Here is a 22813-nt window from a genome sequence, read left to right as displayed (position 1 = left end):
TTTGAATTTGCATAACAACCAAAATGTTTTTTCAGCTGGTTTCACATAGCGCCGTTCACAAGTTAGTTCGGTGTACTCATTAATATTTTTTTGCGTTCAAATCATACTTCAATAGTATGATTTAGGATATAATCTCATTGTGCAAATACAGGCAATGCATTGCCGCACTTTTGTACAACGTCAATTTTCAGATTATAAAATCTGTTCGTGGGCACGCTCAACCAGGAGGAAAGGGATATGGTACAACCTAACACAGCTAACAGCCCTAAAAATTGGAATGACCTTTGGGAACCACAAAACAAAGAGCGCTGGATTAAAAAAGCCGCTGAACGCACTAGTCGCGCGGGCGATACGACTGATGCATACGCTGTAAACAGACCTATGGATTGGGATATGTGGCAGCCAAGCAAAAAAAGATAGCAATTTTATTTGATCCTCCTGATTTTTTTCTGGAGGATCAATTCATTAAAACAACACGACTCCGATAAGTCATCCCTTCTCCTCATAAACTTCCCATCTTTTATTTCTCTTTAACACGCGGTTTGCATACTTTTCTTGACCATCATCGCATGTTATGTCATAGCACACATCCGCTTTGCGACACGCAAAGAATTGTGCCGATCACATACAGCCAGCACGGAATCAGAGTTTTGCTAAAAAACATGTAGTCAACGCTACAGACAGAACGCTGCTTTTTTTTCCTATTGCTGGATTTATTCTTAATTTTCGTTGATACTAACGCTGTTTTACAGGCGACAAACTATACCGCCTTCCTAACTTGTTGAGAGATGTTCATGAAGACAGCTGACCTTATCGGAAAAATCGAAGATACAGCCATTCTTTGCGGCGCAGCTACATGGGATAACTGTGGCGTGCAGATTCCCAACCGAAGAAAAAATGTACAAAAACTTGCTCTGGCGCTTGATCCAACTGAAGAGACAATTCAGGCAGCCATAGCACAGGGTGCAGATTTTATACTTACGCACCATCCGTTGTTGATGAAGCCTCGGTATTTAAACAGACTTGATACACATTTTTCTATTGTATCAGCGCTCATACAAAATGATATATGCCTTTACAGTGCACATACGTCGCTTGATGCAAACCCGGAAGGACCGGCGGGATGGCTAGCACGTGCGCTTGAACTGCAAGATTGCAAAATACTTGGCGCTTCCTGTACCTTTGAACCGGAAGCTATTGCTTTTACGCCATCACGTAAGACTGCAGCAAGCTCTATGCTCTATGAATGGGAAAACCACCCCCATATTCACTGTGTGCGGCACGTTGAACAAATGATCAATGTAACATATAATAAAGAGCATCGAAGCACTGTTCTTGCTCAGCTTGCAGCTGACTTGGATGAGTTGCCGATTTTTATACCTTCTACACCTGATACGGCCTCCCGAAGCCTCGGCTTTGGCACTATTGGCACTTTGCCAAAAACTGTATCTTTTGGCATATTCGCTGAGCAACTTGCCTCAGTGGTAGATCGTGATTATTGGGTTAAAAGCGGCCCTACTCCTGAATCAGTAACAAAAATTGCTTACTGTACAGGATCCGGCAGTGATTTTGCCCCGAAAGCGTTTGCCATGGGTGCGGATGTATTTATTACTGGTGATGTCAAATATCATTCTGCTCTGGATACAACTGGATGCATTCTCGATGTTGGACATTTCAGCCTTGAAGAAGAAATGATGCGGCAGTTCGCATTGCAACTTGCAACAGAACTGGAAGACATAGAAATATTTTTCCTGCCGGCGCAGGATCCGATGCGTTTGATCGGCCCATTCGCAGAATAGAAATTTCACAGTTTCGGCGAGTCCGAACCTTATGGTTTTCAGGAGGAAAAAACCTTGAGCCTGTATTTAAAGCAAATCGAACAGCTTGTTGCGTTGCAGCTTGTTGATGATGAAATCCTTGGTATCACCAGCGAACTTGATGAAGCTCCAAAAGAAGTTGAAGCTCTTCAAGGACGCTTTGATGCGCTTGAAAACCAGCGCAACCGTTTCCTTGAGAAGATTGACCACCTCAAGGGACAGGAAAAACGCATTAACGCTGAGATCGAAAACGACGCTCTCAAAGTTAAAAAAAGCAAGTCCAAACTAATGCTCGTTGGTAACACCAAAGAGTATCATGCGATGATGCGTGAAATGGACAACCTTGAGAAACTCAACCGTCTTCGTGAAGAAGAAAAGATTGCTCTTTTAGAAGAACTTGAGCGTCAGCAGATGGCAGTTTCTGATATGGATGAACGTTACAGCATCATCAAAGAGGATCTGGAAGCAAAGAAAGCCAGCCTCAAACAGCGTGTCGAAGAAGCAAACAAGGTTCTCGAGAAACTCGATAAAAAACGTAATGTTGCAGGAAAAGAAGTTCCTACTCCTATCCTTAACCGTTACGAATTCATTCGTTCTCGTTTGGACAACCCAGTTATTGTAGCTGTTAAAGAACAGATCTGTAACGGTTGTCACATTGCTATTCCACCACAGAGCTACATCGAGCTTCAAAAAGGTCATCAGATCCTTAGCTGCCCAAACTGCCAGCGTCTAATCTACTGGTCAGAACACTTCGCTAGCGAAGCAGACAAAGCAGCGGAAGCGTAAAACATATTTTTGGAGTTGGACAGGTTATCGTCGCGCACGTTTGTGCGGGGAGGAAAGTCCGGGCTCTAAAGGGCAGAGCGCTGGGTAACACCCAGGAGGAGTGATCCTCGGAGAGTGCCACAGAAAGCAAACCGCCTAAGCAGTTTACTGCCGGTAAGGTTGAAACGGTGAGGTAAGAGCTCACCAGGTACCATGGTGACATGGTAGGCTAGGTAAACCCCGTTCAGAGCAAGACCAAATAGGAAAACAGTTACGACCGGCCCGGTCGTTGTTTTCGGGTAGGTTGCTTGAGGTTATGAGTAATCATAATCCTAGACGAATGATAACCGCCCTCGCAAGAGGGAGACAAAACCCGGCTTATAGTCCTGACTCCATAATTTCAAAAAAAGGGTGCATTGCACCCTTTTTTTGTATGCTATACTTTTTTTACCACTACCACTGCACAATATGTAAGGAACTCCCCATGCATTGTTGGTCTATCATTCTTGCCGCTGGTTCTGGAACCCGACTCTCTGCTGCCACAAACGGCATTAAAAAGCAGTTCTTAGAATGGCAGGGCGCCCCGCTTTTCTGGCAATCTGCGATTACATTCTCGCATACAACCCGTATGCGCGGGCTTGTCTTTGTTTTCCCTGAAGAAGATATTGACGAAGCAACAGAAACGCTGAAGAAACTCGATTTTGGACGCAGGCTTGGCCTACCATGGAAAGTGGTTGCGGGTGGTGCTCGCAGACAGGATTCTGTTTATAACGGCTTACAGGCACTGCCTACCGAGAGCACCCACATACTTGTGCACGACGCAGCACGCCCTTTTTTCTCTGCGACGCTCACAAACGCACTTCTCGACGCTCTTGAAAAAGGCTCTCAAGCGGTCATCCCTGCAATTCCTGTCACTGACACCATAAAAGTTGTCGAAAACAATAGCATTTGCCATACCCTTGACCGCTCTACCCTCAGAGCCTGTCAAACTCCACAAGGGTTCCACAAAAAAATGCTCATCGAGGCACACAACAAGTGCAACGAAGAAGGTTGGGAAGTGACAGATGATGCATCCATTGTTGAACAGGCTGGATACTCTGTTGCTACAGTGGCAGGTGAAATGACAAATTGCAAAATAACAAATCCGGAAGACCTTGCCATGATCGAATCAAAACAGACTTCCATGCCAATTCCAGTTACCGGCTGGGGATACGACGTGCACCGCTATGGTGAAGGACGACCAATGAAGCTTGGAGGCATTCCTATCCAAGGAGGTCCTCAGGTTGTTGCGCATTCGGACGGCGACGTTCTGCTTCATGCGCTATGTGATGCACTCCTCGGCTGCATGGGCGACGGCGATATCGGCGAACATTTTCCAGACTCTTCAGCGCAGTTTGACAATATTTCAAGCGGCGTGCTCCTCAACGAAGTCTATGACAAATTTCTTCAGCGAGGCTATCGTCTCACAAACATAGACCTCACAATTATTGCACAAGTGCCGCGCCTTGTACCTTGGAAGCCGCAGATCAAAAAAAATATCTGTCGTATGCTCAAGCTTAACGACGACCAAGTGAACGTAAAAGCTACCACCGAAGAAAAACTCGGATTTACTGGTGAGAAAAAAGGCATCAAAGCCGTAGCTGCTATTATGGCGTTACGCGGGTAGTACTTTTATCTTTCGCATCCGGCGACCAAAGACTCTGTACCTCTATTGCCATTTATATCTCGTATTCTTTGAGGAAAGCTATCTTGGTGAAAAGCCTCACTGAACTCTTCTAAAACTTTTATCTGCTTGGTCAGCACGTTTTTATGCGCACCTCGCGACCTACACTCTCTTACCATTCCTAAAAAAAGGGCTTTCCTTCACATGAAGGAAAGCCCTTTATTCATTGCTAAGAAACAACCTTGTTGCCGCACAATAGAGAAATTTATTTTCTCACCGTAACACTTCCGTCCCTCTAAAAACATATTGCTCACAAGCTGGAAGTACAAAAGAACACCAAGGCCTTTTCTGAATTAAAAAATCCCGCTGCCAAACGCTGTCGGATATAACAACTTGGATGGCCAGCCGAAACCAACTTTACTCCTTGGTGTCAGCAATAGCTTTCAGCAAAACCTGCATTCGCTGCTCATAGGTATGCTTAGCTAACACGAGTTCTTGTCCATTACGGGCGTATTCCATCCGGGAATTTCGGTCATCGAAAAATTCAGTAATTTGCTCTGAAAGTTCAGCAGCAGATTCAAATATGACTAGTTCATCGTATGAGAACATCCCGTCCATGAGAATACGTTTATCAACGAGTTGGAACCCACCACAAGAAGCTATGGCAAACGTTTCCATATTTATGGCATCACCACTACCAATATTTGTAGAATGGATATTTACGATAATTGCGGCATCTCTGTACAAAGCCTTACGTTCAGAACGAGTAAGAGATTGAAGTTTGCCTTGATAATGTGGCACAAAGCGTTCGTAGTTATCCCAGCCGTCCCCCCAAAGAACCATCCCTTTGTCCACATGTGAAGCCAATGCGTTGGCAAGCTCGTCACTCGCATCTCCAAGCACCACAATCATATCTTCTACAGCTGTATGCGTACTTATCGGTGTACAACAAGCACTCTTAGCGGCAAACGGTAAATATACAGGGGTATGTCCAAGCACAGAAAGCTCACTAATAAACGGCTCGTGTTGAATGGTTCCAACAACATCATACCCTTCAATCACTTTCCGCCAGAATGGAAAAGAAGCATACTCCTCTGTCATCCAGCAAGCAGTTATGATGGACTGCGCCTGCATCTCTTTACGAACAAGTGCAGTAAGCGGAGAACGTGGAAATCCAAGAACAATATCTATGCAGTTTGAATATGCTACAGCAGCAACGGCACGGGAGATAAGCTCAACCCCATGTGCAGATAATGTGTCTTGGTATACAAGCTTTATTGGTAACTGCTGAAGCGCAGCCGTCATAGGCAACCATGCCTCTGTATCGAAGACATCGACTTGATGCCCTAGCTTTTCCAAAGCTTCCTTACAGCCTGTAACAATACAGGAGCTTAGAGTATCAAACGGAGGGACAATAAGAATATGCTGTGGGGTATTAGTCATCAACATACTCCTCATCGTGTGCGCAATTCTGGATAAGCCAATCCTGCTCAGCATAAAACGTATTGCTACCCACAGGCACTGTTTTACTAATTTTAGTTATACCCACAAACTCAGAGGCAACACCTCGTAACGCAAGACGCTCTCCCGCATGTTCCTCTGCGCCAAAAACCGGCATATACGTTACCCCTACTTCGTCTAGCATGGACACATATCCAGTCACTCCCTGCGGGTAATCATCATCAATTTTACCAGCGAGAAAACGCTGAAGTTTCTCACTACCGAATGCATGCATACAAGCAAATGCTTCTGAACAATTTTCCGTCGGGACACATGGGGCGCAAGCGGTGTCTGCCTGCCATACCCTGTGCCCAAGCCCGTAAGGGCCATTTTCCATACACCACGCTGAGGAATGGAAAAAAGCGTTCACAGGCGTTCCTACATGTGCGGCTGCATGCATTAAGCTTGATTCCGGTGTTACAAGCATGTCCAACGTACCAATAATTTCCAGATCTTCCTTAAATGAAGTTGCAAAACATCGGGTTACGGTCTTGGCTGCTATTTTCTCCCTCAACAATGGGAGCAGGTCAGCAACAACCTGCTCGTCTGTTTTTTCACCAAACAGGACAACGTTGGTTTCGCGACTGGCGGTACAAACTGCATTTATGCATCCTGCAAGTACAGTGAGTGGCAGCACTCTATTGTGTATGTCCCGTAAAACAACCCCGATGCCGCCACCTTTACGCATGGCAATAGGGTTAACCATATGAGACGGAATTGGTGATGGTACAAGATGTGCCCAGATGTCCATCATATTCAAAAAGCGACGCCGCCCCTGCACACGCGACATACAAGTAAACCACTGGCTACGGTATTCGCGCCCCTTATTTCTCCAATAGCCATACAGAGAACCTAGAGAAAGTGCTGACGAAAGTGCCATATTCTGTAAGGAATCATGCAGATTGTAGATAGAATCAAACGACTCTGCTTGCAAAGAAGCTATCGAAGCCTCCCCAAATGAACCTTCATCACCCATCATTTCCAACGGAAGAACATGAAGCACAACTTCTGGATACAAAAACGCAGCAGCATCTTGAAGTTCTGACAATACGCATAGATGCACCTCAGCATCATGTTGACGCAAAGAAAGAATAAGCCGTTTTGTTTGGAGCAGGTCAGTTAGATTACCTAATTGGATAACGCAGTATTTTTTCATAATAATTACTACCGTAAAAAATTATCTTAACCCTTTTCTGATTCACTTTGCCCACGCCGCATTGTGCAAATATTGAAACGCACACCAATAAGGCACTCTTATTATTAAAAGCAGCACTACAACTTTTTTTACCGTAAACTTATTGAAGGCAGCATTTTACAAGACGCTGCACACAATATATAAGACAGACATGCGCTATTATCCTCTTCTACTAGACCTTCATGGTACGCACTGCCTTATCGTGGGCTTCGGCAAGGTCGGGCAGCGAAAGCTTGCCACTCTTCTAAAAGCAAATCCAGCACAAGTAACGGTTCTGGATACCTTTGCACTTGGAGATGTGGAGGATACTGAATTGCTGCAACTACTTAACAACCCACTTGTTACCTACGCGCAGCGGGATTTTGAAGCAAGCGATGTTACAGGTAAAACTCTTGTTTTTGCTTCAACTGGCAACAGGGATGTAAACGAAGCCGTCTCAAGCGCGTGTGCAGCACAACGAATCCTGTGTAATGTCATCGATGATCCTTCAGCTGGCACTTTCACAGTTCCTGCACACATAGAAAACGGTGAATTACTGATTACTCTTTCGACGGGAGGAGCGAGCCCTGCTCTTTCACGCAAAATAAAAAAAGAACTTCAACAACAGATTGGCAATAAATATGCCCCTGTTGTCACGCTTATGGGACGTATTCGTCCATTGATACTTGAACTGGCAAATGATACTGCACAAAACACGGTTTTGTTCCGTCGTCTTGTTTCATCTGACATTGCAGAAGTCATTCAGAAAAAAGATCGGATCGCGGCTGAATCAATTTTACGGTCTACCCTTCCGGAGACATTGCATTCTACTATAGGAGCGTTACTCCATGAGCTCATTTGAGCTATTCTCCATTCTTGTCGTTTCGTTGTATTGTTTGGGTGCTCTTGCCGTTTTCACTGGTTCAATTGTTAAAAGCACAAAGCTAAAACAATTGTCTAATGCGGTGACTATTGCCGGTTTTGGACTGCACACAGTACTGCTTGGGTATGCCATGGCACTAGCCGGATGGGCATTACCTTCCGGTTACTATATCTCCATGCTTTCATGGAGCTTGTTGCTTATTTACTTTTTTATGTGGTGGCGATTTAAGCTTTCCTTTTTATCGCTCACAGCCTCCCCGCTTGCGCTGGTACTATTTATAGGATCGTTCCATGCCAAGGGCATGTCACAAATACCAAAAGCATGGTCTGCAGCTTTCTTCGGGCTGCACATCGGCACCTTGTTTTTCAGCTTTGGCTTGCTTGCAATGGCATTCGGGGCAGGAATTTTATTCATTCGTCTTGAAAAGAAAATCAAATCAAAAGAACCTCTTAGTGATTTTGAAAAAGAACTACCTGCACTAAACACTTTTGACAAAGTAAACCAACTTGCTGTAGTTGCCGGTTTCCCTTTGTACACTGTGGGCTTAGTCACTGGATTTATCTGGGCTCGAGTCGAATGGGGTAGAATACTCAGCGGTGACCCCAAGGAAATTGTTTCACTGGGCGTCTGGTTTGTCTACGCGTGGCTGTTCCACCAGCGACTCGTAATGGGATGGCGTGGTCGTAAGGCCGCGGGTGCAGCTATTTGGATATTCAGTATCTGCATGTTCTCATTAATTGGCATTAATATCTTCACAACAACACATCACAGCTTTCTTCAGTAAACAATATGGATCGTGATATTTATCTCATTGGTCTTAACCACAAGACCGCCGGTGTTGAAGTCCGCGAAAAATTCGCTCTTACAGACTGCAAACATCTTGAAGAAGGCGTTGTGCCTGTTGAAGGATGTATTAAAGAAGCACTTACACTATCCACCTGCAACCGTGTCGAGTTACTCGTTGTTGCAGATGGCGATAATGCCGTTGATCATGTGCTCCAGTGCTGGGCAAAAGCTCGCAACCTTCCGGTTGAAGAACTTGCTCCGTATGTCTACAAGCACAAAGGTCTCGATGCAGTAACTCACTTATTTACAGTTGCAGCCAGTCTTGATTCACTTGTTATTGGTGAACCACAGATTTTGGGTCAACTCAAAGATGCATACCATGACTCAGTAGATAAAAATACTACCGGTGTTGTGTTAAACAGACTGCTGCACAAAGCGTTTTCTGTTGCTAAGCGAGTGCGTACAGAAACAGGAGTTGCTTCCAGCGCTGTTTCTATCTCATACGCTGCTGTAGAATTAGCAAAACGTATTTTTGGTGATATGAGTGAACAAAGCGCCATGCTTATCGGTGCCGGTGAAATGGCCGAGCTTGCAGCAACGCATTTACTTAATAACGGTATCAGCAAAGTCTATGTTGCTAACCGCACGTTCGCCCGCGGACAGGCTCTCGCTGAACAATTTAACGGTGAAGCAATTCCATTTGACCAACTTTTCGAGCAGCTGGAAAAAGTTGATATCATCATCTCTTCCACTGGTGCACATGAGGCCGTTATCCGCGCTAAAGATATCCGTCAGGTATTAAAAAAGCGTAAAAACCGCTCCATGTTCTTCATCGATATTGCTGTACCACGTGATATTGATCCAGACGTCAACGGTCTGGATAATGTATACCTGTATGACATCGACGACTTAAAAGAAGTTGTCGAAGAAAACCTTGCTCAGCGTCAGGAAGAAGCCAACAAGGCGCGCAGAATTGTTGAATGTGAGACAGTCACTTTTAATAAGTGGCTTAAATCACTACAATTACAGCCAACAATTGTTGACCTTATCTCCAGAACAGATGCTATTATGGAAGAAGAGCTTGCTAAGACACTCAAGCACATTCCAAATGCCACGCCTGAAATGGAAATGCATTTACGCGAAATGATTAATTCCATTTCCAAAAAGGTAAACCATGAACCTATCTCCTTCCTCAAACGTCGTTATGAGGAAGAAGAAGCCGGTGAACGATATATTGATATCACCCGGCGTATGTTCAATCTGGACAAGGATGATGTGACCGAAAAAGCACACCCTCACAGAAGACGCTAGTCATATCGCGAATTAAAGCTGACAGTTGAATAGAAAGGAATACTCACATGCGACTCTACTTGCTCGAAGATTTCACCAGTGATCAAATTACGGCCATTACAAGCCGACTGAATGAGATGGAACTTGCCGGCGCAATGGAAGGCATCTATTGGCTTCCCTGTCCACAGGAACTGCTTTCTGACGTCCAGAAAGATCATACAGAAGAGTGCGGCCCGCACTGCATGGCTGTTGAAATTAATGGCACAGAGTTACGCATGGAGCTTCTTGTACGTGCCCGCAACAAACTGCGCTGCGAGTGCGTATCGTACGCATCTCCAGAATTACGTGCGCATATGATCAAATACATTGATGATATGCTTACAGAGCTTGATATTTATGTATAACACAACCTGTTAGTTAAACAGACCATGAACAGGCATCTTCCTACAGGTTTGCAAGAACTCGATCCCAAGGCAGCACATCTCTGTCTTGGGATTGAGAATTTTATCACAAGAGAACTTCAAACCTCTTTAGAAGACACCGTTTTACTTGTTGCACTTTCAGGAGGGGTCGATTCCAGCGCCCTGCTCATCATCCTCACATGCCTTGCCAAAAAAAACGGATTCTGCATTCATGCAGCTCATTTTAATCATCAGCTCCGACCTGAGGCAGATGCTGAGGAAACACACATCCGCCAGCTATGCTCTTCATTAGACATTGAATTAACAACAGATTCTCAAGATATTGCCGCATACGCTTCTGGTCATAAATTAGGAATAGAGGAAGCCGCGCGCCTCCGCCGCTATGCCTTTTTAGAATCAACGCGACTCGCAGTAAATGCAGACTGGATTGTTACAGGGCACCACGCCAATGACCTCGCAGAAGACGTTATGATGCGACTTATTCGTGGAACAGGCTGGCCTGCGCTGGGTGGCATGCAAGGGAAATGCAACAATCGCAAATTGCTACGCCCATTGCTCACAACACCGAAAGATGATCTTATTTCATTTGCAAATGCATGTTCCCTTACATGGTGTGAAGATGCATCAAATATTGACAAACAATTCCTGCGCAACCGCGTACGATCACAAATTATCCCATTGTTATGCAAAGAGAATCCTGCTTTTCTCGACGCAACAACGTCCCTTTGGAAGCTCGCACAGGTTGATACTGATCACTGGGCTGAAATAATTAATCAGCACCTCCAAAAAACTGACTTTGACTCCCCGAAATTACTCAAAGAAGACCTTAGTTCAATGTCACAGGCTACAAGGCTGCGCGTATACAAAGCGGTTCTGAACAGCATGGGCAAGGGACAACCACTTCAACAGAATTTGCTTGCGCTGGATACAGCCTGGCAAGCGAATGTCGGTGGAAAAGTTGTGCAGTTTCCCGGTAATAAAATTGCCACGATTCGAAAGGGTACAATCTATTTTAGTTACCAATGATTATTTATTTTATCTCTCTGCGATTGACAGACGTTACAGCCTACTGTATTTCATTTGTGAAATAAATGACAAGGAGGAATGAGGTGAACATTCTCATTTTTGGACCAAACGGCAGTGGTAAAGGTACTCAGGGCGCTCTCATTAAGAAAAAGTACGATGGCATGGCTCACATTGAGTCCGGTGCTATCTTCCGTGCACACATTGGCGGCGGAACTGAGCTTGGTAAAAAAGCTAAAGAATACATTGACCGCGGTGACCTCGTACCTGACGAAATCACCATTCCTATGGTTCTCGAAACTCTGAAAGTAGAAGGCGCAAAAGGCTGGCTGCTTGACGGTTTCCCACGCAACATGGTTCAGGCTGAAAAACTGTACGAAGCTCTCAAAGCTGAGAACATCAAGCTTGACTACGTTGTTGAAATCCTTCTTCCTCGTGAAGTTGCTAAAAACCGCATCATGGGTCGTCGTCTTTGCGAAAATGACAACAACCACCCTAACAACATCTTCATTGAGCCTATCAAGCCAAACGGAGACGTCTGTCGCGTATGTGGCGGTGCTCTTACTGCTCGTGCTGACGATCAGGACGAAGGTGCAATCAACAAACGTCACGACATTTACTACAACACCACCGACGGAACTCTCGCTGCAGCTTACTTCTACAAAGATCTTGCTGCAAAAGGTGAAACAAAATACATTGAGCTTGATGGTGAAGGTTCTATCGAATCCATCAAAGATACTCTTATTTCTAAGCTTTCCTAGTTATACCGCTTTAGAATATAAAGACCTCTTACCTGTACAGGTAAGAGGTCTTTTTTTGTGCATAAAACCGAACGCCGTCTTAAAAAAACAGCTCTCAATAAATCTGAACCAGCAGAAAATAATAACATCAGTACGTTGTTTTGCTACGTACTCAAAAAATAGCTTTGCGTTTTACTTAAGAAAAAGCCTAAGAAATCATTCCTTAGGCTTCATCTTTACTTTTTCCAGAACTCAGGAATGAACAGGATAAAGACGGTATAAATCTCCAGCCTCCCTAACAGCATACAGAGAGTCAAAACCCATTTTGCAAAGTCAGGAAGGTGCGCAAAATTTTCTGCAGGACCAACTGAGCCAAGTCCCGGGCCAATATTGCCAATACAGGCAACAACTGCAGCAAATGACGTCAATACGTCCAGTCCAGTAGCTGATAGTAAGAATCCAGAAAGAACAAAGACTGCCAAGTAGATAACAAAAAAGCCTAGCACGCCGGACATAACACTCGCCTGAACAGTACGCCCGCCAAGCTTAATATGTTTTACAGCACGAGGATGAACCAATCTAAACAGTTCATGGTATCCCTGCTTGAGCAACAGCTGTATACGCATGCATTTTATACCGCCGCCCGTGGAGCCTGCACAGCCTCCTAGGAACATAAGGAACAAGAGCAAAGCTTGAGCAAGTGGAGCCCATAGTTCATAATCTGCGGTAGCAAAACCTGTTGTAGTACAAATAGAAGCGACCTGAAATGCTGCAAAGCGCAAAGAATCTGCGAAAGAATCATAGTTTGAGCCATATACTACCAAGGTAATAATCGCAGTGAACAATACAATAATTGCAGTGTAGAACCTGAATTCAGAGTCCTTCCAAAAACACTTAACGTCTCCCGCAAGAGCCCTGAAGTGCAGAGAGAAGTTAGCACCGGCGATAAACATGAATATTGTGATCACCCAGTCAATATATGCACTGTTGTAATACCCTGCAGACGTGTTTTTAGTGGAGAACCCACCTGTAGCCATTGTCCCAAAGGTATGACAAATGGCATCAAACAAGTTCATACCGCCAAACATTAATAAAACACACAGCAGAAGAGAAAAAAGAACGTATACTTTCCATAACGCAGCAGCGGTATCCTTAATACGTGGCTTCAACTTATCCGGAACAGGACCCGGCACTTCAGCCTTGTACAATTGCATACCACCCACACCGAGAAATGGCAGAATAGCAAGAGAAAGTACAATAATCCCCATACCACCAAGCCAGTGTGTTAAACTACGCCACATCAGGAGACTTCTTGCCACGGACTCTATGTCCGTCATGACACTGGAACCCGTTGTAGTAAAACCAGATATGGATTCGAAGATACAGTCGGTCAGTGTGGGGAACACATCGCCGAAATAAAAGGGAAGAGCTCCGGCAACGCCAGCGGCAAGCCAGCCGATGGCGACTATCGCCATCCCCTCCCTGTGGTTCATCATCATTTTTTGCTTAGGTCGAAACAGCAAAAATAACGCTGCACCAACCAACAACGTAATCACAGTTGAAACCAGTAATGGAACTAACCCAGCATCCTGATAATACAAGGCCCAACCAATAGGAAAGAACATGGTGAGGCCAACAGCTCCGAGCAATGCTCCGATAATGTAAAGACAGTACTTAACTCGCATACAGTACCTACACGGATTGCAACGTTACAACTAAAGCTTGTTCAACTCGTGCAACATTTTCCGGAGTAGTCAGAATAATAATGCGGTCATCAGGGAGGATTACGCTTTCGCCGTTTGGAATGATAACCTCTGTGTCACGCATAATGCCGATGACCAACGTTCCTTTCGGGAATGGTAGATCCTTAATAGGCTTACCGACAATTTCAGAATGGCTTTCAGCAATAGCTTCCAGAGCCTCAGCTCCTTCACCGCTGATTGAGACCGAAGACAGAACGTTTCCCTGACGTACATACTGTAGGATGGAGTTAACAGCAGACAGACGCGGTGAAACAGAATGATCGATACCGACAGCCTTAATCAAAGGCTGGTATGCAAGCTTGTTCACACGGGTAACTGTTTTTTTAACACCAAGATTTTTCGCTAGCAGGGAGGTAAGGATATTAGTCTCTTCGTCTGAAGTTAGAGAGACGACCACATCCATTTCAGCAATATTCTCTTCCTGTAAAAATTCCTGATCTGTGCCGTCGCCACATAGTACGAGCGCTGCATCAAGTTTCTCGGCCAGAACACTACATCGATCAGGGTTTGAATCAACGATCTTTGTATGGATCCCTTTCTTTTCAAACAAGGAAGCCAAACGAAAGCCAATATTGCCCCCACCGATAATGAATGCATTTTTGATTGGATCAAGACTTCTTCCACACGCCTTGCGTACGGACTCAAGACTTGTATTTTTACATACGAAGTAAACAATATCGTCTTTTTGAATAGTATCGCTACCACCCGGAATAATGAGCGCATCGTCGCGTACAATTGCAGCAATAATAACGTCAGAGTCAGAAACAACGCTTCTAAAATTCATAAGAGTCTGATCCAGTAATGGACCATGTCCCATACGAACACCAATCAACTTGATTTTACCAGCAGCAAACTCGTTATAGTCCACAGCTCCCGGCATAGATAGCAACCGATCGATGCTCTTAATGACTTCAACTTCGGGATTAATGATAGCAGAAATATTGAGGAGATTTTCAGAAAGCTCTTTACTGTAACCGCTGTATTCTTCGTTACGGATTCGCGCGAGCTTCTTCGCATCCGGAGCAATAATATTTGCAAATAAGCATGCAATAATATTAACTTCATCACTGTCTGTTACTGCCAGAAAAATATCTGCGTTAGCAGCACCAGCATCTTTAAGTACTTTGGGACTGGAACCAGAACCAAGAATTGTTTGCACATCAAGAATCTCTGAAATTCTTCTAAGCGCGTTTTCATCCTGATCAATCACAACAACCTGCTTATGCTCCTGAGCAAGTCTATGTGAAATATGATAACCAACCTCGCCAGCTCCGACGATAACGACTTTCAGCTGGTCAGCCTTGGGTTCACGATTAAATAAACGCATATAGAGAGTAACTCCCAAAAACGTGAGACAAAGGAAGTTAGGGGCATATGCCCCATGACAGTGACCACACGCAGCGGTACCTGCCACTAAAAATGTCTCACACTAATTGATTTCTCAACAGCACAACACTGGACGCAAAAACATCCACCAGTGAGCTAATTGAAACAGATGTAACAACGACATCAGCATTTTTTCTGAAAGGTATCTGGGGTAATTAAAAAAGCTACCAGATTCAAGGTATAACATCAACCAAGCAGAGTAACGTATAGATATTGAAAAGAAAAAAAGCCCGCTCGAAAGCGGGCTTTTTTTGAAAAGTCAAGCAGGACAGACTAGGCTTTAATGCCAGCAACAGCCTTGCTCAGACGGGAGATCTTGCGTCCAGCGGTTTTCCAATGGATAACGCCTTTACCGGCTGCTTTATCCAGAATACCGTTAGCTACGCGGAGAGCTTCCTGAGCTTTCGTCATATCTTCTTCAACTACTGCTGCGCGAACGTCTTTAACAACGTTACGAACGCGAGTTTTCATTGCACGGTTACGTGCAGCACGTTTAAGGGACTGACGATGTCTCTTGATGGCAGATTTATGGTTAGCCAAGGTAATTTCCTCCAAAACTATATGGTAGTAAGATTCAAAATAAAGACCTTACTGGAACACGGGAAATAGCTCATTACGCGCAACAAAGCGCTGTGTCAACCAATTCCCATTTTTTATCAACATATCCCAGCAAAGAAAAACAACTCTACATCTGTAGCGCAGAGAAGTCTGCCAAACGGCCAAGCTGCTGTACAAGAGCACTCAGCAGGTTCAAACGGTTTGCGCGCACCTTCTGGTCATCACACATAACCATTACATTATCAAAGAAAGCGTCTACTGCAGGACGAAGTTCTGCAAGCAACGCAAAGAGAGCATCGAAATCTTCTTCTGCCCAAAGCTGAGCAAACTTAGGAGCTACGTCCTCAAGTGCTTTAGCAAAAGCTTTCTCTGCGTCATTTTCAAATAGCGTAGTATCATAAGCGCCGCTGAGCTCTACACCAGCTTCGCTACCCTGCTTACGAATAATGTTTGCAGCACGCTTAAAGGTAAGAACTGCCTGATCAAAGCCATCGCCCTTGCTGTATGTAGAAAGAGCCTTTAAGCGAGCATCTGCAGCCCATACATCATCTGAATCTGCACCAAGTACAGCTTCAACCAGCAAGGTTTCATATCCTTTGCTGGTAAAGTAGTTCTTCAGGCGTTGTGCAAAAAACTCGTTCAGCTTCGTAAGAGCTTCCTGCTCATCCAGCTTCCAAGCAATACCTTCGTAACGGCTCTGTGCAGACGCAAAAAGCTCTGCTGTAGAAATGCGAAGATGTTTTTCGATAATAATACGTGCAATACCAAGACAGCAACGACGCAGTGCGTATGGATCAGCAGCACCGGTTGGAATCATCCCCAGACCGAAGCAACCGGCAAGAGTGTCGGCTTTGTCTGCCATGGAAACCAAAGCACCGCCCATGGTAGATGGCACTGGAGAATCAGGACCTGCTGGGAGGTACTGCTCGGCAATTGCCTGAGCAACTACATCGGTTTCGCCTTTACGCGCCGCGTAAATACCACCCATAATGCCCTGAAGGCTGTCAAATTCACCAACCATCTCAGAAACAAGATCAGCCTTACAGATGCGGCCTGCACGTTCAGCATCAGCTTGAATTTCTGGAGCAACCTTAGCTGCTAGATCTGCACATAAACCGGAAATACGACGTGTTTTATTCCCCATGCTTCCAAGAGGAGCAAGGAAGATAACACTGTCGAGTTTTTCAAGCCATGTATTAACATCAACCTTAAGGTCTGTATTCCAGAAGAAACGGCCATCTTCAAGACGTGCACGTAGAACACGTTCCCAACCAACTTTAACAACTTCCATTTCGTTCGGAGTTGTGTTCAGTACAGTAAGGAAGTGTGGAAGGAGATTGCCTTCGGCATCTTCCACACCAAAACTTTTTTGGTGACTCTGCATACTGGTAAGCAGCGCCTGACGTGGTAATTCAAGGAAGGAAGCATCAAAATCGCCAAGACAAGCGATCGGATGCTCAACAAGTCCCTGAACTTCATCCAACAGGCTGTCTTTCCAGATAATACGCCCACCTGCTTTTTCAGCAAGCGCATTACCTTCTTCAATAATTTTAGCGCGACGCTTTTCTGCAGAAAGAACGACTGCACACTTTTCTTCAATGGTTGCGTAATAGTCAGCTGCATTTTCAATAGCGAATGGCCCCGCTGCATGCACACGGTGACCGTATGTCTCATTGCCGGAATTCAACTCCGCAACTTCAAACGGAACAACCACATCGTTGAGCATTGCAAGAACCCAGCGCACTGGACGAGCAAAAGTGAATTCCTGATCGCCCCACTTCATTTTCTTTGCGAAAGGAAGATGTGCAATCAGTTCCGGACAAAATGCTGCGAGCAGATCAACAGTTTTTGCGCCACCCATTTTTTTACGGACAGCAAGGTATTCACCTTTGTCAGTTTCAAGACGGAATGCGTCAGCGAGTTCCACACCCTGTGTTTTTGCAAAACCAGCGGCGGCTTTAGTCGGATTACCGTCAGCATCGTATGCAATACGGACAGGAGGCCCCGGAATAACTTCTTCGCTTTCTTTCTGAACTTCTGCAATGTCATATACCATTACAGCAGCACGACGAGGGGTTACATGCGATTCTACCTTATCAAATTCCACATTGGATTCTTTGAGAAAACTAGAAAGGCGGGTAATTAATTCTTTTTCCAACCCCTTTTGAAAACGGGCGGGAAGCTCTTCAGTGCCGATTTCCAAAATAAATAAGGACATCTCAATTCTTCCTATGGACTAATCGTTATTTTTTGCAGGCATCAACGGGTAACCAAGCTCTTCACGCTGCTGTGCGTACAGACGGGCAACAGCAGAAGCAAGAGCGCGTACGCGGCCAATATAGCCAGTACGTTCCGTGATGGAAATCGCACCACGAGCATCAAGCATGTTAAACGTGTGTGAACACTTTAAACAGTAATCGTACGCTGGAAGCGGAAGACCTGTCTCACAAAGTTGCTTGCACTCTTTTTCAAACATATTGAAAAGCTCAAGAAGCATCTTTGGATCACTATGCTCAAAGTTATATTTGGACATTTCCACTTCGTTCTGATGGTAAACCTGACCGTATGTAACTGTGTCGTTGTACATAAGATCGTACACAGACTCTTTTTCCTGCAAGTACATGCAAATACGCTCAAGACCATAAGTAATTTCTACGCTGGTAGGATGAAGATCAATACCACCAACCTGCTGGAAGTACGTAAACTGAGTTACTTCCATACCGTTCAGCCAAACTTCCCAGCCAAGTCCCCAGGCGCCGAGTGTTGGAGATTCCCAGTCATCTTCAACAAAGCGGATATCGTGTGCTGCCGGATCAATACCAAGAGCACGCAAGCTGTCGAGATAAATTTCCTGAATATTATCAGGAGAAGGCTTTAAGATAGCCTGAAACTGGAAATAATGCTGCAAACGGTTCGGGTTTTCACCGTAACGACCGTCTGTAGGACGACGGGAAGGCTCTACATATGCAGCCTTCCATGGTTCCGGACCAATAACACGCAAAAAAGTTGCGGGGTTAAATGTACCGGCACCACATTCGATATCGAACGGCTGCTGCAATACACAGCCCTGTTTGGACCAGAAGTCCTGCAGGGTGAGGATAACGTCTTGGAAGTTCATGTTGTTCCCCTGAATACTATATTCTCTACACGGCCTATGCCGAGTTGTTGTGGTAACTTTATGTAGCGCTAAACGCGTCTAAACATTCCGTTTTCCCAGGAAAGACCTATATGATATTGGATAAAGCCGTCAATAGCTCTCGAAAGCTCTTTACGAGCCCTTACAGAAAGATTCAGTTCAATCCAATGAAGCGGAGAATTTTCCTGCACAAATCGTAAAGCGTCAAGTGATTCCTTACTTAATCTGAATCTAGGCCCTTGCGAACGAGCACACGAGGCGCACGTAAGCACCCCTTCCTGAACATGAAAAACCGGATATTTCAATTCGTTAGAGCACACCTGACAAACGTGCAACTCTGGATTATAGCCTTGATCAAATGCAAAACGAGCACGAAAAAAAATAGGCCAAAGCTTATCCAACGTTTCTGCTTCGTTCAATAACATCAGCATCTCGGAAAAAAGACTATAGGCAGCAGGTGCACCTTCAAAAGATATACCCATTGCTTCTAAAAATTTCTGACAATTCACGGCAAGCCCCAATCTCTCGTGGCTAACACGAAGGTTCTCGGGAGAATCCATCAACGTTCCCTCTTCCAGAGAAAAATACGTTGCGAGCTTGCTGCCTTTTACACGAAACAGCACCCGGTTCAAATGATCCAGACAACCACAAAAACGCCTTCTGCTTCGACAGCCGCCAAAAGCAAATGCGTTCATGATTCCGCGCGTTGGAGACAAAAAGCGGACCCAAAGGTCCGCTTCTTTAAATCTTCCAACACGGAGGATGATAACTGTTTCGGTAAACTCCATCATTAAACTATTGGGCGGCAATATATACAGTACGTACCTTACCGTCCGCACCGTTAAAAGAATATGGAGCGCCATCGAGTGTTAGTGAAATTCCGCCGGAGTTGCCTAAACGTAAAGACAAATTTTGGGGAAAAGTAAGTGTATACCCTTGTCCATTACGAAGTAAAAATTCTTTGCGTGTAAAGTCATCACCGGTTGCTTCAACCCAGCAATCCGCAATGGCTTGAATATGCAAAGAACGCATTGCAACTTCAGCTTTTTCCTTCGTCTGTTTGGTTGCTACATCTTTTTTTTCTGTCTCTTGTGCAACAACATCAGAAGGGGCCACAATCTCCACTGCTTCAACAGCAGGAGTTGATTCTTTGTTACTAGCCACTGGTTCCGGTTCTACTGCTGCCACCTTAGGTGTTTCAGTTGTAACTTCCGATGCAGCATCTTTCACTTGCGCGGAAGGGGCGGCTACTACAGGTTCAACAGAAACAATCTCAGGAGCATTCTCCTGCTCAGTACCCTGTTTTGCCGGTTCCTCCTGCTGGACAGGAGGCTGGACAGGAACTTCAACAGTTGCTTCTTCATTACCGAGAGTCGCAGTACCAGACTGCATATAGAAGTAGCCCGCCGCAGCGAGACCGGCAATAAGCACCACAATGGCGATAAGCTTAACGGGGCAACCTCTTTTTGCTCTGCGGGCAACTATAGGCTCAGCAACCTCTTCCTCAAGTTCTTCTTTATATGCAATGTCTACCATTGCACCAAGTTCTTCAGGATCCAGCCCTAAAACCATTGCATAACTTTTAACAAAGCCTTTCACATACACTGCATGAGGCAATTCTGATTTAGTACCTGATTCTATAAATGCAAGTGTGCGCGGTGCCAATTTTATGCGTTCAGAAAGTTCTTCGAGTGATAAGCCTTTTCGTTCACGTTCCTCACGCAACAAGGTTCCGAGCTCCAGCATTTCAGACATCTGTACCTCCACTTACAGCCGAACGTCTACGACGGCATTGTTACGCAGTTTTTCAGCGTATTCTTTAAAGCTTGCTTCCAGACGAGGCGCCCTCAGCTTAGCTTCAATTGCCTGCGCCACATCTTCAAACGGACGCAGTGAACCTTTGGTCTTACTATGCAATTTGATAAGTGCTTTTGAAGACCCAAGAGATAATACATCAGAAACAGAACCATCTTTCATTCCGTCAACAGCCGCCATCATCTGCGGTGATACATCTTTAACACCAAGTTCACCAAGGTAACCACCCTGTTCTTTACCTGGTCCAACAGAATATTTCTGAACTGCTTCTTCAAATGAAATCTTACCAGCAGAAAGTTCATCATGAACATTCAGTGCATCTACTGTCGGTGCAAAAACAAGCAAACTTAGTTCGACTTTTTCATCTGCTGTAAATTCAGCTTTATGCTCTTCATAGAAACGCTGAACCTCTTCTTTGGTGATAACGACTTTACGTCCAACCATCAGCCCAAGAAGACGCTGACGAATAATAGACGTCTTCACTCGCTCTTTCACGGATTCGACAGTAAGACCTTCGCTTACAATCTGTTCTTTTGCCTTCTCGAGAGTCAAACCACGCTGTTGCGCCATTTTGCGCAACTCGTTTTCAATTTCGGCCTCATCAACGGAAATACCGCGACGCTCTGCATCCTGTAAAAAAAGTTTTTCTGTCACTACGTTCTCAAGAACAGTGTTCAGAATAGATTTTACTTTTGGGCTGTCAGCGTATTTGGGACCAAGCACTCCGGCTTTTCTCAATTCCGGAATTGCCAGTTGTTTCAAATCATATAGCGTTACAATTTCACCGTTCACAACCGCGGCAATTTTATTAACCAACTGCTCAGCATGAACAGGTGCAGCAAACATAACAACAGCTGCCAGCGCAATTAAAAATCTGGAGGCCATACTTTTCTCCCAATATAGGTGATAAACATCTGCACAACACAGCTCCCCTCGTGGTGCGCGAGTTCTTACTTCTTGGGTCTGTATTACCTTTTAAGCAATTATGCAATAATGAGAATAATACAGATCGACTAATTCACAACAAAACCATGTAAAATAATTTCTTATTTTATTTCAAGTTTATGGATCAGAACTTTTGCCAACTTCCGACTCAGGTTCCCTGTCAGGTTCTTCCTGCAGCTCTTCCTGCGCCTGTGACGGGTTAGACGAAACATCCTGATGCACTTTTCCGCTTAATTTTTTTGAAAGAAGCGGAGTCACTTCAATTTTAGCAGAGGCAACCTGTTTTTCTAACCATTCAACAAATGCCTCATTCATTTTCTTATCTATCAACACACGCTCTATAACAGAATATGCCTGAGACGGTCCAAGAAGCTTCTCTGGAATAACAGCAAGCAAAACAAGCTGTTCAAAACCATATGCCGTGGTGGAGACATTACTGCTGCTTTTTGGAGTCATACGCTGCAACGTAGAAGCCCACTGAACCGGCAAACGGTCCTTCTTAAGCTTTAGTTCACGTACTGTAATTTCTGACGACAGCGATTCAGCAACAGTTTTCCAATCTTCAGCTTTTTCTAATAAAAGAGCAGATCGTTGTACGCTTGTTCTGTCATTACCGCGCACAAGCAATACATGCACCCGTTCCGGAATATAAAATTCAGACAAATTCTCTTTATAGTACTTTTCGGCTTCCTGATAGGTCAGGGAAACTTTCGGGCGCAACACTTCATTAAAAAACAATTTCATTTCTAGATGGCGTTTCAAAAACAATCGCCAGACAGCTATATCAATGTATTCTTCTGTTAAGGTGCGCTCAAAAAGATCGTCAGGATAATCTGCCCTGATAGCAGCTTCTTCTTTTTGCACATCTTCTGAAGAAACATGCAGACCTTCGTTTTCCAATGCAAAGCCCACAAGCTTATAAATGATAAGCTCCGAAAGAACATTCCCGTACTCTGTGCTCATGGCTTCAACAGAAGGGACTACTCCGGAGACCCATCCAAGATTATTCAGATCATAGCGGGCTTCCAACTCTTTCAAGTAGATGGGCTTACCATTGACCCGTGCCACAACCCCTCTCTCTTCTGGATGTTGCGTACAGCCAACAACCAGTAGAAGAATCAGTAATAGTATGATTCGACGCATTCGT

Annotated in this window: 21 protein-coding genes and 1 other RNA gene; 11 read left to right on the top strand and 11 right to left on the bottom strand. The window is 44.7% G+C overall.

The genetic code is table 11. The features are described 5' to 3' along the window. Positions 1-237 precede the first annotated feature (237 nt). The 5 genes from F461_RS0113505 (at position 238) to ispD (ending at position 4248) form a co-directional block, all read left to right on the top strand. Positions 238-420 carry a hypothetical protein gene (locus F461_RS0113505; protein ID WP_020001692.1) on the top strand — a complete coding sequence of 61 codons (183 nt, stop codon included), beginning with the start codon at positions 238-240 and terminating at the stop codon, positions 418-420. 374 nt (positions 421-794) lie between these two features. Then, a complete protein-coding gene (locus F461_RS0113500; protein WP_020001691.1) occupies positions 795-1799 on the top strand; it encodes a Nif3-like dinuclear metal center hexameric protein in 1005 nt (334 codons plus the stop codon). Between the two features lie 54 nt (positions 1800-1853). After that, positions 1854-2603 carry a zinc ribbon domain-containing protein gene (locus tag F461_RS0113495; RefSeq protein WP_020001690.1) on the top strand — a complete coding sequence of 250 codons (750 nt, stop codon included), beginning with the start codon at positions 1854-1856 and terminating at the stop codon, positions 2601-2603. An 11-nt stretch (positions 2604-2614) separates the two neighbouring features. Further along, an RNA gene (gene rnpB, locus F461_RS18890) (RNase P RNA component class A) lies at positions 2615-2980 on the top strand. 86 nt (positions 2981-3066) lie between these two features. Then, a complete protein-coding gene (gene ispD / locus F461_RS0113490) occupies positions 3067-4248 on the top strand; it encodes a 2-C-methyl-D-erythritol 4-phosphate cytidylyltransferase (RefSeq protein ID WP_020001689.1) in 1182 nt (393 codons plus the stop codon). A gap of 414 nt (positions 4249-4662) precedes the next feature. On the opposite strand, the gene F461_RS0113485 is transcribed toward ispD, so the two are convergent. Together F461_RS0113485 and F461_RS17945 are read right to left on the bottom strand one after the other, a co-directional pair. Beyond that, complete coding sequence (locus F461_RS0113485; protein WP_020001688.1) at positions 4663-5688, bottom strand: CgeB family protein; 1026 nt, start codon at positions 5686-5688, stop codon at positions 4663-4665. Continuing rightward, positions 5681-6901 (bottom strand): glycosyltransferase family 9 protein, encoded by a 1221-nt coding sequence (locus tag F461_RS17945; RefSeq protein ID WP_020001687.1) that lies wholly within the window; start codon positions 6899-6901, stop codon positions 5681-5683. Before F461_RS17945 ends, F461_RS0113485 begins: the two co-directional genes overlap by 8 nt. A gap of 190 nt (positions 6902-7091) precedes the next feature. Here F461_RS17945 and F461_RS0113475 point away from each other — a divergent pair, with 190 nt between their 5' ends. The 6 genes from F461_RS0113475 (at position 7092) to F461_RS0113450 (ending at position 12084) form a co-directional block, all read left to right on the top strand. Further along, complete coding sequence (locus tag F461_RS0113475; RefSeq protein ID WP_020001686.1) at positions 7092-7781, top strand: precorrin-2 dehydrogenase/sirohydrochlorin ferrochelatase family protein; 690 nt, start codon at positions 7092-7094, stop codon at positions 7779-7781. Further along, the gene (locus F461_RS0113470) at positions 7768-8586 is read left to right on the top strand and encodes a cytochrome C assembly family protein (protein WP_020001685.1); all 819 of its coding nucleotides are present in this window, start codon (positions 7768-7770) and stop codon (positions 8584-8586) included. The genes F461_RS0113475 and F461_RS0113470 overlap by 14 nt, the downstream gene beginning before the upstream one ends. 5 nt (positions 8587-8591) lie before the next feature. Then, positions 8592-9899 (top strand): glutamyl-tRNA reductase, encoded by a 1308-nt coding sequence (gene hemA, locus F461_RS0113465; protein WP_020001684.1) that lies wholly within the window; start codon positions 8592-8594, stop codon positions 9897-9899. A 47-nt stretch (positions 9900-9946) separates the two neighbouring features. Next, positions 9947-10282 (top strand): hypothetical protein, encoded by a 336-nt coding sequence (locus tag F461_RS0113460; protein WP_020001683.1) that lies wholly within the window; start codon positions 9947-9949, stop codon positions 10280-10282. Between the two features lie 24 nt (positions 10283-10306). Continuing rightward, entirely contained in the window at positions 10307-11326 is a 1020-nt protein-coding gene (gene tilS, locus F461_RS0113455) for a tRNA lysidine(34) synthetase TilS (RefSeq protein WP_020001682.1), read from the top strand. An 83-nt stretch (positions 11327-11409) separates the two neighbouring features. Next, entirely contained in the window at positions 11410-12084 is a 675-nt protein-coding gene (locus F461_RS0113450; RefSeq protein WP_020001681.1) for an adenylate kinase, read from the top strand. A 215-nt stretch (positions 12085-12299) separates the two neighbouring features. Here F461_RS0113450 and F461_RS0113445 read toward each other — a convergent pair whose 3' ends face one another. The 9 genes from F461_RS0113445 to F461_RS17940 form a co-directional block, all read right to left on the bottom strand. After that, positions 12300-13748 carry a TrkH family potassium uptake protein gene (locus F461_RS0113445; RefSeq protein ID WP_020001679.1) on the bottom strand — a complete coding sequence of 483 codons (1449 nt, stop codon included), beginning with the start codon at positions 13746-13748 and terminating at the stop codon, positions 12300-12302. Positions 13749-13755: 7 nt separating this feature from the next. After that, positions 13756-15153 (bottom strand): Trk system potassium transporter TrkA, encoded by a 1398-nt coding sequence (trkA, locus tag F461_RS0113440; protein WP_020001678.1) that lies wholly within the window; start codon positions 15151-15153, stop codon positions 13756-13758. A gap of 332 nt (positions 15154-15485) precedes the next feature. After that, complete coding sequence (rpsT, locus tag F461_RS0113435) at positions 15486-15752, bottom strand: 30S ribosomal protein S20 (RefSeq protein WP_020001677.1); 267 nt, start codon at positions 15750-15752, stop codon at positions 15486-15488. Positions 15753-15897: 145 nt separating this feature from the next. Further along, on the bottom strand, positions 15898-17988 hold the full coding sequence (gene glyS, locus F461_RS0113430; RefSeq protein WP_020001676.1) for a glycine--tRNA ligase subunit beta: 2091 nt from the start codon (positions 17986-17988) through the stop codon (positions 15898-15900). Between the two features lie 18 nt (positions 17989-18006). Continuing rightward, entirely contained in the window at positions 18007-18888 is an 882-nt protein-coding gene (gene glyQ, locus F461_RS0113425; protein ID WP_020001675.1) for a glycine--tRNA ligase subunit alpha, read from the bottom strand. Positions 18889-18956: 68 nt separating this feature from the next. After that, the gene (recO, locus tag F461_RS0113420; RefSeq protein WP_026364768.1) at positions 18957-19694 is read right to left on the bottom strand and encodes a DNA repair protein RecO; all 738 of its coding nucleotides are present in this window, start codon (positions 19692-19694) and stop codon (positions 18957-18959) included. Positions 19695-19701: 7 nt separating this feature from the next. Further along, positions 19702-20661, bottom strand: a complete 960-nt coding sequence (locus F461_RS0113415) for a RodZ domain-containing protein (protein ID WP_020001673.1) — start codon at positions 20659-20661, stop codon at positions 19702-19704. Positions 20662-20673: 12 nt separating this feature from the next. Next, positions 20674-21606, bottom strand: a complete 933-nt coding sequence (locus F461_RS0113410; protein WP_020001672.1) for a peptidyl-prolyl cis-trans isomerase — start codon at positions 21604-21606, stop codon at positions 20674-20676. 177 nt (positions 21607-21783) lie between these two features. Further along, a complete protein-coding gene (locus F461_RS17940; RefSeq protein WP_020001671.1) occupies positions 21784-22809 on the bottom strand; it encodes a peptidylprolyl isomerase in 1026 nt (341 codons plus the stop codon). Positions 22810-22813: the final 4 nt, after the last annotated feature.

The organism is Halodesulfovibrio aestuarii DSM 17919 = ATCC 29578 (assembly GCF_000384815.1).
Lineage (GTDB): Bacteria > Desulfobacterota > Desulfovibrionia > Desulfovibrionales > Desulfovibrionaceae > Halodesulfovibrio > Halodesulfovibrio aestuarii.
This window is presented reverse-complemented; position numbering and strand designations above follow the sequence as displayed.